This is a genomic window from Leisingera sp. ANG-M1 (assembly GCF_000813745.1).
GTDB lineage: Bacteria > Pseudomonadota > Alphaproteobacteria > Rhodobacterales > Rhodobacteraceae > Leisingera.
The window spans coordinates 19,091-31,420 of the sequence record NZ_JWLC01000015.1 but is presented as its reverse complement, the minus strand read 5'-3'; the positions used below and the strand labels follow the sequence as shown (position 1 = coordinate 31,420).

Below are 12,330 nucleotides of genomic sequence, written 5' to 3'. Positions count from 1 at the left end.
CCTCAGTCGTCGCCGTGGCTCCAGCTCGACCACGGGCTGTCAGCTGTTTGCGGCCGGTAGCGGCGGTCGTAGTCGGTGGAGTAGAGGCAGCTTTCGTCAAAACCTTCGCCCTTCAGCACTGGCCCCACCAGGATCAGCGCGGTACGGGAGATTTTCTCGTCCAGCGTCTCTTTCAGCGTGTCCAGCGTGGCGCGGTGGATCTGCTGATCCGGCCAGCTGGCGCGGTAGACCACCGCCACCGGGCAATCACCGCCGTAATGCGGCGTCAGGCTGTCCACCACATGGTCCAGGTTGCCAATCGACAGGTGGATCGCCAGCGTAGTGCCGGTACGCGCGAAGTTTTCCAGCGACTCGCCCTCGGGCATCGAGGACGCGCGGCCCGGGGTGCGGGTCAGCACCACCGACTGGCCGAGGCCGGGCAGGGTCAGCTCGGTGCCAAGCGCGGCAGCAGCAGCGGCAAAGGAAGGCACGCCGGGGGTAACGCTCACTGGGATGCCTTCGGCCTTCAGGCGGCGCAGCTGCTCGCCCATTGCCGACCAGACCGACAGGTCGCCGGAGTGCAGCCGGGCGACATCCTGGCCTGCTTCATGCGCTGCTTTGATCTCAGCCACGATGGCATCCAGATCCATCGCCGCGGTGTTCACGATCTTTGCGTCGGCCGGGCAGTGGCTCAGGATTTCCTCCGGCACCAGCGAGCCCGCATAAAGGCACACCGGGCAGGACGCGATGATGTCGCGCCCGCGCAAGGTCAGAAGGTCGGCAGCGCCCGGTCCGGCGCCAATGAAGTGAACGGTCATGGCTCAAGTCTTTCTGCTATGGCCGCGGTGGCAAGCCCATCCGCGGTGACAACTCTGGGGGCCAAGAGACGCGCCCGCGCCCCCGCTGCCCCATGGCGCGCGCCCGCCAGCGCCGCGGCTTCCGCCAGCGAACCGGTGCCGAACCGCGCCTTGATCCTGGGCGAGCAGGTCAATGTCTGCTCCCCGGCAATATCCTGTTCCTGCAACGAAATCACTGGCAGGCCTACGCTGCGCGCAAACTCCTGCATCGCAGGTGCTGCAGCCTTCTCCGCGACCGACGCGACAGCATCGACCTGCGTACCGGCCAGCGCCAGTGCCGCTTGCAAATCCGCCGCTGTTGCCGTGCTGCGAAACCCGATCCCTGCCACTTTCATCGCGTGACGCTCCACTGAATGACAGGCCGCGCCCGCCGCCAGTCGCGCATCGACCCCAGCGGTCCAGCTTCGGCGATCTCAGCCTTCAACAGGTGCCCGCCGCGCGCCGCATGGGCCTGCATCAGAAGCGTCTCGGTCTCCAGCGTCACGCCATTGGCAACCAGCCGCGTGCCTTCGGGCAGGATCTCCCACAGGTGGTCCAGCAAGGCCTGTGAGCCGCCGCCGCCAATGAACACGCAATCGGGCAAAGGCTGGCCTTCCAGTACATCCGGCGCCTTGCCCAGCACTGCCTTCATCCGGTGATCCAGGCCAAAGCGGGAGGCATTAGCGCGGATGTTTTCCAAGCGGCTCTCGCGCAGCTCAAATGTGACCGCCTGCGCCCCGCGTGCTGCCAAACACCACTCGACCGAGACCGATCCGGAGCCGCCGCCGATATCCCACAGCAGCTCACCCGCCCGCGGTGCCAGTGCCGACAGCGTCAGCGCCCGCACTGGCCGCTTGGTGATCTGCCCGTCGCTGGCGAAATGCGCATCCGCCAGCCCCGAAGCCTGCGGCAGCCCGGGCCGCAGGGTCTCGATGGCCATAAGGACCGGAGCCCCGCCTGGTGCCAAATCCCAGCCCTCCGCGGTGGTGCGGTGCAGGCGTTCCTTGGGGCCGCCAAGCCGCTCCATCACGCAAAGCTGCGCATCCGGCTGGCCGTTCTTAACCAGCCAGGCCGCCAGCTCTGCCGGTGCCTCGCCATCCCGCAGGGTGCAGATCACCCGCACGCCACGGCCCAGCAGCGGCCGCAGCCGCGCAAAAGGCGCCGCATGCAAGCCGAGGCACAGCACCTCTTCCAGCTTCCAGCCCAGCCGGTTGGCGGCCAGCGCAAAACACGAGGGCACCGGGTGCGAGACCCATTCCTCCGCTCCGAGATCCCGCATCAGCGAGCCGCCAGCCCCGTGCCAAAAGGGGTCGCCCGAAGCCAGAACAGCCACCTTGCGCCCGCGCATTGCCAGCACTGGTTCAGTCGAAAACGGCACCGGCCAGGGCTGGCCCTTGCTGCCCGCGTCCGCCAGCTCCAGATGCCGCGGGCCGCCGAAAATCGTCTCTGCTTCAACAAGCGCCTTCCGGCTTGCATCCGCCAAGCCTTCCAGTCCATTTTCGCCCAGACCAATGATTGTAAGCCAAGGGTTCGAGAGGCCATCAGACATGACACGCATCCTTCTTCTTGGCGGCACCACCGAGGCCTCGGCCTTGGCCAAAACTCTGGCCGGGGCAGGGACGGACGCGGTGTTCTCCTATGCGGGCCGCACCGCCAAGCCGGTCAGCCAGCCGCTGCCGACCCGTGTCGGCGGCTTTGGCGGCGCCGAAGGGCTGGCGGCCTATATGCAGGCTGAAGCCATCACCCATGTGGTCGACGCCACCCATCCCTTCGCGGCGCAGATGAGCACCAACGCGGTGCAGGCCTGTGAGATGGCCGGCGTGCCGCTCTGCGCCTTCGAACGCCCGGCCTGGCAGGCGGGAGAAAGCGACACTTGGGTTCATGCGGACAGCATCGAAGCTGCGGTAGAGGCCCTGCCTGAAACGCCCGCGCGGGTGTTCCTGGCGATCGGCAAGCAGAACCTGAGCCAGTTCGCCGCCAAGCCCCAGCATCACTACCTGCTGCGGCTGGTGGACGAACCCGAGGCGCCTCTGCCTTTGCCGCACACCATGGTTGAGATCGCCCGCGGGCCGTTTGATGCAGCGGACGACACGGCGCTGATGCAGCACCATGGCATCACCCATGTGGTGGCCAAGAACGCAGGCGGCACCGGTGCCGCGGCCAAGCTCACTGCCGCGCGGGGCCTTGGCCTGCCGGTCGTCATGATCGGCAGACCCAAGGTGCCCGAGCGCCCGGTAAAGGGCAGCGTGGCAGAGGTTATGGCCTGGCTGTCGCATCCCGCGGGCTGACCTTTAACCTTCGGCCGCGTAGCGGGGGGTGTAGACGTAGTTGCCAACCCGGCGGGTGTCGCGGTTGCCGACAATCACCACAGTGCGCATGTCGGCCATCTCGGGCGTCGCGTCCTTCAACGGCACCGTCAGCAGCTCCTGTCCCGGCTTGGTCACGTCACGCGCAAAGGTAATGAGCGTGTCCTGACCGCAGGCCTCGCGCAGGATTTCCAGCGCCCGGGCAAACTGATGCGGCCGCGACTTGGAGCGCGGGTTGTAAAACGCCATCGCCAGCCCGGCCTCGCCGACCAGCTGCAGGCGCTTTTCGATCAGGCTCCAGGGTTTCAGGTTGTCGCTGAGGTTGATGGCCGCGAAGTCATGCCCCAGAGGCGCGCCAATTGCGGCGGCCGCGGCCAGCATGGCGGTGATGCCGGGCAGCACCTTGATTTCCAGATCCAGCCACTTGGGGTGGGCGCCGGCATTATTTTCCAGTGCCTCAAACACCGCAGAGGCCATGGCAAACACGCCCGGATCACCGGAGGAGACCACAACCACGCGCTTGCCTTCGGCGGCCATCTCCAGCGCATGGGTGGCGCGGTCAACCTCGACCCGGTTGTCGGTGGCATGCAGGGTCAGCCCCTCGCGCGGCTCGACACGCTTGACGTAGGGGATATAGCCAACGATATCAGTGGCTTCGTCAATGGCGTCACGCACTTCCTGTGTCACCAGTGACTCGTTGCCGGGGCCGAGGCCCGCAATCACCACCCAGCCGTTTTGCGATAATTTCATGGCCGGCGCCCCTGTCCGTGAACCAATACGATGGAGAAATAAGGCACTTCGCCGGTGATCTCCGAGAGCTTCTGCACGGTCTGCCCGGGCATGGTGCCGCGCTCGACCAGCCAGGCATCATCTGCGCGGCCAGCACGCTCCAGTGCGCGGCGCAGCTTGGGCAGGTTGCGGCCGATCTTCATCACCACCAGGGCGTCCGTCTCCGCGGCGCGCTTGGCCAGTTCGTCCTCGCTGAGGGTGGCCATGGCCACGGTCAGCACATCGTCGCCCCAGGTGATCGGCTGGCCCGACGCGGTCCAGCAGCCGGACATGCCGGTGATGCCAGGCACGATCTCCTGCGCTGCGCGGCCCTGCAGCCGGGTGTAAAGATGCATGTAGGAGCCATAGAGGAACGGGTCGCCCTCGCAGAGCACCACCACGTCTTCGCCTTCTGCGATCTCGGCCAGGGTATCAGCCCACTGGTCGTAAAACGCGCCCAGCACCCGATTGTATTCGGGGTCGGAGAAATGGATTTCGGTGGTGACCGGGTATTCCATCGCGTGCTCGGTGACGCCCTCGGAGAGCATGCCCTCGACGATTGCGCGGGCCTGGCCTTGGCGGCCTGCCTTGCGGAAGTAAGCGATGTGGCGCGCGTTTGAAATCAGCCGGTGCGAGCGGACACTCATCAGGTCTGGATCACCGGGCCCGAGCCCTGCGCAGAAAACTGTACCCATGGGTTACTCTTTCCAGCTCGCCAGCGCGTTGACGGCCGCGACGGTGATTGCGGAGCCGCCAAGGCGGCCTTTGACGATCATCGAAGGCACCGGCAGGTCTTCCATCAGAGCGTCCTTGGATTCCATCGCGCCGACAAAGCCCACCGGGCAGCCGATGATGGCGGCAGGGCGGGGGCAGGACGGGTCCTTCAGCATGTTCAGCAGGTGGAACAGGGCGGTTGGAGCGTTGCCGATGGCGACGACCGAGCCTTCCAGTTTCGGACGCCACAGTTCCAGCGCGGCGGCGGAACGGGTGTTGGACATTTCCTTGGCCATCTCGGGCACCTTCGGGTCGCGCAGGGTGCAGATCACTTCGTTGTCGGCGGGCAGGCGCGGGCGGGTGATGCCTTCGGAAACCATATAGGCGTCGCAGAGGATCGGCGCGCCCTTGGCCAGCGCTGCACGGGCGGTCTCGGCCATGCCTTCGGAGAAGCGCACATGCTCTTCCAGCCCCACCATGCCGGCGGCGTGAATCATGCGGACGACAACGCTTTCCTCGTCCTTGTTGAAGCGCGCCAGATCGGCTTCGCGGCGGATGGTGGCAAAGCTTTCGGCGTAGATCGCAGCGCCATTGGTTTCATAGGTGTGGAGCATGTCAGCTGCCCTCTTTCAGAAGTTCGGGAGCGGCGCGCAACGCGTCGGCGCTCAGGCGGGTCTTTAGCGGGAGATCCGCGGCAGTGCCATGGCGGATCAGGGAGAATTCGTCTTTGGCTGTTGCCGTCAGGGTCAGCGGTGCCGTGCCAGGGCAAGCGCAGCCCTTGGTGCAGCCGGAGATATGCAGCTTTGTCCCCGCGGGGACATGGGGTGCTAAGTCCCGTGCCAGATCACGGGTGGTGGAAAGCGCCTGCAGGCAGCCGGGGGCTCCGGTGCAAGCGACCACCTGCAGGCGCGGATCCGTGGCATCCAGGATCAGGCCGGGCAGGGGCGGCAGGCCGGCGGCACCTTCCACCAGCAGCGCGCGCCAGGGGGTGAGGCGGATATCGCCGTGGTCCGCGAGCTGTGCGAGAGTGGCGGCGGGCATCTGGCCGAACTCCAAAGCGGCGAGTGTCCCCGCGGGGACAGCTCCCGGTTTTGCTCGGAAGCCGGCCTTTGTCATCGGGGCGGTATGCGCCGGCGGCGGCCCGCGGCGCGCGATGAGGCGGTGCATCCTGCCACGCCCTTCGGGCGCGCCGCCTTGTTCCAGGAACCAGCGGGCAAGGGCCAGGGCTTCGGGAACGGCGGATTCACGTGTGACGGGCATGCCGGTGTCTGCGCCGTCAGCGCGCAGGAGCAGGGCTTCGCCGTTACGTTCGATACGGATGTCGGCGGCGGTGTCTTGCAGGACGGGCGCTGAGTCGCAGTCGGCGGCAAAGCCGAATTTTCCCGGCAGGGCGAGGTCTGCTGAGGCGGTCAGAGCCGTGCTCAATTCCATTGCAATGGAGTGGGTGTCGTCACCTGCGCTCCAGAAGGGGGTGAGGAGGACGTTGCGGCGGGCTTCGGCCTCTGGGTCCGGGTCAATCAGGCCGAGGCCGCGCAAACCTTCGATCAGCTCTTCATGTGCGTCTTCGCGGATGCCGCGCATCTGCAGGTTGGCGCGTGCGGAGATGTCGAGGAGGCCGTTGCCGAAGTCTTGAGAAAGCCTTGCCACACCGCGCGCCTGAGCAACGGAAAATTTACCCAGCGGTGCACGGACACGTACTACCAGCCCGTCACCGGACATCATCGGGCGCAAAGCGCCGGGGCACCAGCCGTAGACTTTCGGCGTTTGGGAGGTGGCCCCGCCATTCATGCGGCGCCCTCCAAGTCGGCCATGATCGAGTTGCGCCGGGTGCTCCAGAGGCCTGCGTCGAACAGCGCGCGGAAGCGGTCGCGCATGGCCTGCAGCGCTTCAGGGTTTTGACGCTCCATGAACTCCACCAGATCATCGCGGCCCAGGGTGGCCTCGAAGTAGAGGTCAAAGAGATGCGGCTGCACCACCTGGGCCAGATGGGCGAAGGCGGCCATGTGGTCCAGCGTGGCGGCAATCTCGGCGGCGCCGCGGAAACCGTGGTTCATCATCGAGGTCGCCCAGTCCGGGTTGGCGGCGCGGGCGCGGGTGACGCGGGCGATTTCCTCGCCCAGGGAGCGCGCCTGCGGCTTGTCAGGGCGGGTGGCGTCCATGTGATAGAGCGCAGGCGTGCTTTGGCCGATGCGGGCCATGGCGGCGGCAAAGCCGGCCTCATGTGCGGCATAGTCCGAGGCGACCAGCAGGTCGGTTTCCGGCAGGTCCTGCAGGTGCACAAAGCTGTCGGCGGTTTGCAGGCGGGTTTCCAGCGCTTCGCGGGCATCGCTGATCGTGCCCTTGGCGTCGATGGCGTGGGAGGAGGCGTTTAGCCAGGCCTCGCCAGCCGCTTGGCGGGCGGCGTCTGTGTAGTCATCCAGATGCGGGTTCATCGACAGGCCGTACTGGCCCGGTTTGGGGCCGAAAACGCGCGGGGTCTCGGTGAGATAGGGGTTGTCTGTTTGCGTCTCTTCCCGCTGTGCCAAAGCGGCGGCTGCGCTTTCGAACATCTGCGCAAGGCCCGGGAAGACGTCGCGGAACAGACCGGAGACCCGCAGGGTCACGTCGATGCGCGGGCGGTTCAGCATCGAGAGCGGCAGCACATCGAAGCCAGAAACGCGCTCAGAACCCTCGTCCCACTTGGGCGAAAGGCCTGCGAGGTGCAGCGCCATGGCAAATTCTTCGCCCGCGGTGCGCATAGTGGCGGAGCCCCAGAGGTCGATCACCAGCCCTTTGGGCCAGTCGCCGTGGTCCTGAAGGTGGCGGCGCAGCAGCTCTTCCGCCAGTTTGACTCCTTGCGCATGCGCCGCCCGCGACGGCACCGCCCGCGGGTCGGTGGTGAAGAGGTTGCGGCCGGTCGGGATCACATCGGCGCGGCCGCGGAAGGGAGAGCCGGAGGGGCCGGGTGTGACGATTTCACCATTCAGAGAAGCGATCAGGCCGGCGCGTTCCTCGGGCCCGCATTGGCCGGTGCCGAAGATATGCAGGCCTTCGCCGTACTGGCTTTCCTTGATGTCGCAGACAAAGGCGTCGATGCGGGTGATGGCCTCTGCCGCTGAGGTGTCCGGGGTCAGGCCCAGGTCGGCCTCGACGCCGGTGCCCTGCGCCTCGGCGCGGATGTCGCCGATCAGCCGGTCGCGGCGGGCCGGGTCGAGGCCGTCGGCGGTGGAGTATTCATCCAGCAGGCTTTCAAGTCGGGACATGCCCTCGGGCAGGTTGGTCTGTGCCAAGGGCGGCGGCAGGTGGCCGAGGGTGACGGCACCGATGCGGCGTTTGGCCTGGGCGGCCTCGCCGGGGTCGTTGACGATGAAGGGATAGGCGACGGGCAGCGGGCCGGTCAGAACCTCAGGCCAGCAGGCGCCGGAGAGGGCGACGGCCTTGCCGGGCAGCCATTCCAGCGTGCCATGGGCGCCGATGTGAACCAGCGCGTCGGTTTGCGCCCGCAGCCACAGGTAAAACGCCACATAGGCGTGGCGCGGGGTGCGGTCGAGGTCGTGGTAGTCGTCGACGCGGGTTTTGACTTCGCCGCGTTCGGGCTGCAGGGCGATCAGGGCATTGCCCGCGCGCAAAGCCTTGAAATGAAAGGCGCCGCCGCGGCAGTCGGTGTCTTCTTCGGGATTTCCCCAGGCCTCGGCCAGTGTGTCCTGCAGGTCCTTCGGCAGAGAGGCGAGGGCGGTGCGGTAGTCCTCCAGCGGGACGCTGAGGGTCTCTTCCATCAGCCGCAGGCCGGTGTTTTCTTGCGGCTCGACGGTATAGCCCTGATCCCACAGCTCTCGCAGGATTTCGTCGCAGGAGGCGAGTGCGTCGAGACCCACCGCATGGGCGAGGTTGTGGTCGCGGCCCGGGTAGGTGGAGAGGATCAGGGCGAGGCGTTTGTCTGCGTTCGGCAGTTTGGCAAGGTGCAGCCAGCCCTCGACGCGGTCGATGGCGGCCTTGATCCGGTCCGTGTCGGCGCGGTGGGCGAAGCGGGAATACTGCAGCTCCGGGTCTTTCTTGCCCGGCGATTTGAAGCTGACGACGCCTGCAAAGATGCGGCCGTCGACCTCGGGCAGCACCACGTGCATGGCGAGGTCTGCGGGGGAGAGGCCGCGGTCGGCCTCGGCCCAGTCCTTGCGGCGGGCGGTGGAGAGGGCGACCTGGAACACCGGGCAGCCGGTGGCGGAGAGCGGCGAGGTGCTGCCGTCTGTTCCTTGGGCCGAGAAGGCGGTGGCGTTGATGATGGCCGCGGGGGCCAGCCCGGGGAGTTTTCCGCGCAGCCACTCTGCGGCGGAGGGCGCCTTGAGGCTGGCGGCAAAGGCGCCGTAGGCGGCGTAGCCGCGGGTGCGGAGCTCTTCGATGAGGGCGTCCACCGGGGCGGTGTCGGCGGCAGTGAGGTAGGCGCGGTAGAAGCTCACCAGAACCAGCGGTTTGTCTTGCGGCGGCAGGTCCGCCAGCACGCCTTTGGCCGGGTCGTAGAAGCCGTGTTCCGGTGTGGTCTTCAGGCCAAGGACGGGGCCTGCATAGAGGCCTGCGGCGAGCGACAGCTGGGCAAGTGCTGCCTGGGCGGCAACGGCGCCGCCGGCGTCGCACAGGGATTGCAGGCGGCGCAGGGTGGAGACGGGCAGGGTGGAAAGCTCATCCAGGCGCGCATCTTCGCGGCCGTCGGCGGGCAGGATTGCGAGCGCGATGCCCTTGCGGCGGGCGAGGTCCTGCAGGGTGGCAAGGCCGTAGGACCAGTAGCTTTCTCCGCCGATCAGACGGACAAGGACGCCCTTGGCGCCCTCAAGTGTTTGTTCCGTGTAAACGTCGACCGAGAGCGGGTGCTTCAACGCGACGAGGTTGGCGACCCGAAGGCTTGGCAGCTTGCCGTCCGCCCGGTGCCAGCCCGCGGCAAATGCGCCGAGGTCGCTGTCGGAGAAGGACAGCACCACCAGGTCCGCAGGGGTCTGTCCCAGATCCTGCGGGGTATCGGTTTCGTCAAGGCCGTGGCTTTCACGGAAAACAACGTGCATGGGTCAGGCCCTTTTCGAAAGAAGAGCAGAGGGCAGCGCCCGGCCTCGGGAGGAAGCGAAGCGCCCTCCCGTGGGGGAGGTCGGGCGCTGCCCGGCGTGTCCGCCGGGCGAAACCATTGAAGTTTCGCCGTAGAGCATCAGGTTACGCTCCCAGCTCGGCGCGAATGGCCTGTTCGTCGATGTCGTCATGCTCGGCGATGACCACCAGGGCGGTTTTGCGCGGCTGTGCGCCCCAGGGCTGGTCATACTGGGCGCGCAGGCGTTCGCCCACGGCCTGCACAAGCATCCGCATCGGTTTTCCCTCCACCGCGACATAGCCTTTGACGCGCAGGATATTGCGCTCGCGGGCGAGTTTCACGATGGCATTTTGCAGCGCTTCCGGGTCGGAAACTTCGCCCATTTCGACAACGATGCTTTCAAAATCGTCATGCTCGTGGTCATGGTGGCCGTCGTGGTGGCTGGGGCGGGAGTCGAGATCGTCTTCGGCAGCCGCTTCCAGACCCAGGATGATGCGCGGGTCGATCACGCCTTCGCTCATCGGCAGGATCGGCAGCTTGCGCGGGGCTTCGGCCTCGATCACGGCGCGGGCTTTCTCGACGCCTTCATCGCCGGCCAGATCGGCCTTGGACAAAAGCACGATGTCGGCGCAGGAAACCTGGTCTTCGAAAACTTCGCTGAGGGGGGTTTCGTGATCCAGGCTCTCATCCGCTTCGCGCTGGGCGGCAACCGCGTCCAGATCGGGGGCGAACTGGCCTTTGGCAACGGCTTCGGCATCGGCCAGCGCAATCACACCGTCGACGGTGATGCGGGAGCGGATCGCGGGCCAGTCAAAAGCCTTCAGCAGCGGCTTGGGCAGGGCCAGGCCGGAGGTTTCGATCACGATGTGATCGGGCTTTTCCGGCAGGTCCATCAGCTGTTCGATAGTGGGGATGAAATCATCGGCCACGGTGCAGCAGATGCAGCCGTTGGCCAGCTCCATGATGTTTTCGGCCGGGCAGTTCTCGTCGGCGCAGGATTTCAGGATGTCGCCGTCGACGCCGGCGGTGCCGAACTCGTTCACCACAACTGCCAGGCGCTTGCCTTGCGGGTTCTGCATCAGGTGGCGGATCAGGGTGGTTTTGCCCGCACCGAGGAAGCCGGTGATGACGGTGACGGGGATCTTGTTGAGATCGCTCATGATTACTCCTCGGAAGGGAAGGCGGCCGGCGGGATGCGGGCAACGGATTGTTTGCGGAATGCGGTGGGACGCTCGCGCCAAGGCACAAGGCCGTCGGCGGTGGCGGCATAGGCGGCAGTGCCTGCCAGGATCTCAGGGATATGCTCTTCCGGGTCCATGTCGCCGTAGACATAGCTCCAGCGTTCCTCGCCGCCGGTCAGCAGCACGGTGCAGCTGCGCGAGCAGGCCGAGAGGCATTTGACGCCGCGGAGCGTCACGCCCTCAGGCATGCCGGCCTCCTTCAGGGCATCATGCAGCAGGGTGCCGGGGCGGGTCGCCTCGGGGTCGGCGCCTTCGTTGCGGCATGTGAGGCACACGGTCAGGGTGACCGGTTCCGGTTTTCTGGCAGTCGTGTCCGCCATATCGTCAGCCATCGGCGCGTCTCCTGTCGCGGCAGGGCATGCGGGATGGCCGAAAAGGAGCTGTTTCGTGCCAGCTCCTCACCCGGTCGCGGAACACCCCGCCCGCCCGTTGATCTCTCCTCCTGCTGGCAGGTCTCCCGGCTTGCGGATGCCAGGGCACGGGGCCCTGCCGGCCATCCTGCCTTCCCGGGGTTTCACCCAGTGGCATGGCGGCCTCATCCGGTCACGGTCGCGGGGGCGGCTGTGCTTCGGTCTGAGCAGACCTTCACATTCCCTCTTCGCCTGTTTTCACAGGAACCAGCGGAACCCCCTTGCGCTATGGCAGGCTTCTTTGTCAAGACATGGGGTCAAACAGCTGGAGCACACCATGAGCGAAAAGTCTGAAACCGTCATTTCAGAGGAAGAAGCCGCCCGCCACGCCTCGAAGATGGCCAAGAAGAAGGCCGCGCGCGACCGGATGATGAAGACGAAGGAGGGCGAGAAGGGCCTGATCATCGTCCACACCGGGCCGGGCAAGGGCAAGTCGTCCTCGGGCTTTGGCATGATCATGCGCTGCATTGCGCATGGGATGCCGTCGGCGGTGGTGCAATTCATCAAGGGCGCCTGGCAGACCGGCGAGCGCACCCTGATCGAGGAGAACTTTTCCGATCTTTGCCAGTTCTATGCGATGGGCGAGGGCTTCACCTGGGAGACCCAGGACAAGGCCCGCGACATTGCCGCCGCGCAGAAAGGGTGGGAGAAGGCCAAGGAGATGATCCTGGACGAGCGTAACACCATGGTTTTGCTCGACGAGATCAATATCGCGCTGCGCTATGAGTACCTGGACCTGGAAGAGGTGCTGGAGTTCCTGGTGGAGCAGAAGCCGCCGATGACTCATGTGGTACTGACCGGCCGCAACGCCAAGGAAGAGCTGATCGAGATCGCCGATCTGGTGACCGAGATGGGCCAGATCAAGCACCCGTTCCGGGCTGGCGTGAAGGCGCAGAAGGGTGTGGAATTCTAATCCCTTTCAGGCTGCTCTTTGAGCCTGCTGGAGGTTTTGCGCTTTGCTTCGCAAATCGCCAGGGGGCGGGGGCGCTGCCTTCGGCAGCGCCCCCGCCCGGCCCAACGCTTTTCAGG

At 66.3% G+C, this 12,330-nt stretch carries 12 protein-coding genes and 1 riboswitch; of the genes, 2 read left to right on the top strand and 10 right to left on the bottom strand.

Annotated elements, in window-relative coordinates:
• Window positions 1–2: 2 nt before the first annotated feature.
• From cobM to RA19_RS13580, 3 genes are read right to left on the bottom strand one after another with little or no spacing between them, the layout of a single operon-like run.
• Entirely contained in the window at window positions 3–797 is a 795-nt protein-coding gene (gene cobM, locus RA19_RS13590) for a precorrin-4 C(11)-methyltransferase (protein ID WP_039128700.1), read from the bottom strand.
• A complete protein-coding gene (locus RA19_RS13585) occupies window positions 794–1,171 on the bottom strand; it encodes a cobalamin biosynthesis protein (protein ID WP_039163492.1) in 378 nt (125 codons plus the stop codon). Before RA19_RS13585 ends, cobM begins: the two co-directional genes overlap by 4 nt.
• Entirely contained in the window at window positions 1,168–2,364 is a 1,197-nt protein-coding gene (locus RA19_RS13580) for a bifunctional cobalt-precorrin-7 (C(5))-methyltransferase/cobalt-precorrin-6B (C(15))-methyltransferase (protein WP_039163490.1), read from the bottom strand. The genes RA19_RS13585 and RA19_RS13580 overlap by 4 nt, the downstream gene beginning before the upstream one ends.
• On the opposite strand from RA19_RS13580, the gene RA19_RS13575 reads away from it, so the two are divergent.
• The gene (locus tag RA19_RS13575) at window positions 2,363–3,103 is read left to right on the top strand and encodes a cobalt-precorrin-6A reductase (RefSeq protein WP_039163488.1); all 741 of its coding nucleotides are present in this window, start codon (window positions 2,363–2,365) and stop codon (window positions 3,101–3,103) included. The genes RA19_RS13580 and RA19_RS13575 overlap by 2 nt on opposite strands.
• A 3-nt stretch (window positions 3,104–3,106) precedes the next feature.
• On the opposite strand, the gene cobJ is transcribed toward RA19_RS13575, so the two are convergent.
• The 7 genes from cobJ to RA19_RS13540 form a co-directional block, all read right to left on the bottom strand.
• Window positions 3,107–3,871 carry a precorrin-3B C(17)-methyltransferase gene (cobJ, locus tag RA19_RS13570; RefSeq protein ID WP_039163486.1) on the bottom strand — a complete coding sequence of 255 codons (765 nt, stop codon included), beginning with the start codon at window positions 3,869–3,871 and terminating at the stop codon, window positions 3,107–3,109.
• Window positions 3,868–4,584, bottom strand: coding sequence for a precorrin-2 C(20)-methyltransferase (locus tag RA19_RS13565; protein WP_039163485.1), 717 nt, complete (start codon window positions 4,582–4,584; stop codon window positions 3,868–3,870). The genes cobJ and RA19_RS13565 overlap by 4 nt, the downstream gene beginning before the upstream one ends.
• 3 nt (window positions 4,585–4,587) lie before the next feature.
• Window positions 4,588–5,217: a precorrin-8X methylmutase gene (locus RA19_RS13560; RefSeq protein WP_039163484.1), complete on the bottom strand. Its 630-nt coding sequence runs from the start codon at window positions 5,215–5,217 to the stop codon at window positions 4,588–4,590.
• A 1-nt stretch (window position 5,218) separates the two neighbouring features.
• Window positions 5,219–6,391 (bottom strand): precorrin-3B synthase, encoded by a 1,173-nt coding sequence (gene cobG / locus RA19_RS13555; RefSeq protein ID WP_039163482.1) that lies wholly within the window; start codon window positions 6,389–6,391, stop codon window positions 5,219–5,221.
• Window positions 6,388–9,633 carry a cobaltochelatase subunit CobN gene (gene cobN, locus RA19_RS13550; protein ID WP_039163480.1) on the bottom strand — a complete coding sequence of 1,082 codons (3,246 nt, stop codon included), beginning with the start codon at window positions 9,631–9,633 and terminating at the stop codon, window positions 6,388–6,390. The genes cobG and cobN overlap by 4 nt, the downstream gene beginning before the upstream one ends.
• Window positions 9,634–9,775: 142 nt before the next feature.
• The gene (cobW, locus tag RA19_RS13545; RefSeq protein ID WP_039163478.1) at window positions 9,776–10,810 is read right to left on the bottom strand and encodes a cobalamin biosynthesis protein CobW; all 1,035 of its coding nucleotides are present in this window, start codon (window positions 10,808–10,810) and stop codon (window positions 9,776–9,778) included.
• Between the two features lie 2 nt (window positions 10,811–10,812).
• Entirely contained in the window at window positions 10,813–11,223 is a 411-nt protein-coding gene (locus tag RA19_RS13540) for a DUF1636 family protein (protein WP_039163476.1), read from the bottom strand.
• 98 nt (window positions 11,224–11,321) lie between these two features.
• Window positions 11,322–11,528, bottom strand: a riboswitch (cobalamin riboswitch).
• A 50-nt stretch (window positions 11,529–11,578) separates the two neighbouring features.
• On the opposite strand from RA19_RS13540, the gene cobO reads away from it, so the two are divergent.
• Window positions 11,579–12,214 carry a cob(I)yrinic acid a,c-diamide adenosyltransferase gene (gene cobO, locus RA19_RS13535; RefSeq protein WP_039163474.1) on the top strand — a complete coding sequence of 212 codons (636 nt, stop codon included), beginning with the start codon at window positions 11,579–11,581 and terminating at the stop codon, window positions 12,212–12,214.
• Window positions 12,215–12,330 lie beyond the last annotated feature (116 nt).

Coding starts and splice junctions, on each gene's coding strand:
- cobM (WP_039128700.1), bottom strand. CDS start 797: ATGACCGTTCACTTCATTGGCGCCGGACCGGGCGCTGCCGACCTTCTG.
- RA19_RS13585 (WP_039163492.1), bottom strand. CDS start 1,171: ATGAAAGTGGCAGGGATCGGGTTTCGCAGCACGGCAACAGCGGCGGAT.
- RA19_RS13575 (WP_039163488.1), top strand. CDS start 2,363: ATGACACGCATCCTTCTTCTTGGCGGCACCACCGAGGCCTCGGCCTTG.
- RA19_RS13580 (WP_039163490.1), bottom strand. CDS start 2,364: ATGTCTGATGGCCTCTCGAACCCTTGGCTTACAATCATTGGTCTGGGC.
- cobJ (WP_039163486.1), bottom strand. CDS start 3,871: ATGAAATTATCGCAAAACGGCTGGGTGGTGATTGCGGGCCTCGGCCCC.
- RA19_RS13565 (WP_039163485.1), bottom strand. CDS start 4,584: ATGGGTACAGTTTTCTGCGCAGGGCTCGGGCCCGGTGATCCAGACCTG.
- RA19_RS13560 (WP_039163484.1), bottom strand. CDS start 5,217: ATGCTCCACACCTATGAAACCAATGGCGCTGCGATCTACGCCGAAAGC.
- cobG (WP_039163482.1), bottom strand. CDS start 6,391: ATGAATGGCGGGGCCACCTCCCAAACGCCGAAAGTCTACGGCTGGTGC.
- cobN (WP_039163480.1), bottom strand. CDS start 9,633: ATGCACGTTGTTTTCCGTGAAAGCCACGGCCTTGACGAAACCGATACC.
- cobW (WP_039163478.1), bottom strand. CDS start 10,810: ATGAGCGATCTCAACAAGATCCCCGTCACCGTCATCACCGGCTTCCTC.
- RA19_RS13540 (WP_039163476.1), bottom strand. CDS start 11,223: ATGGCTGACGATATGGCGGACACGACTGCCAGAAAACCGGAACCGGTC.
- cobO (WP_039163474.1), top strand. CDS start 11,579: ATGAGCGAAAAGTCTGAAACCGTCATTTCAGAGGAAGAAGCCGCCCGC.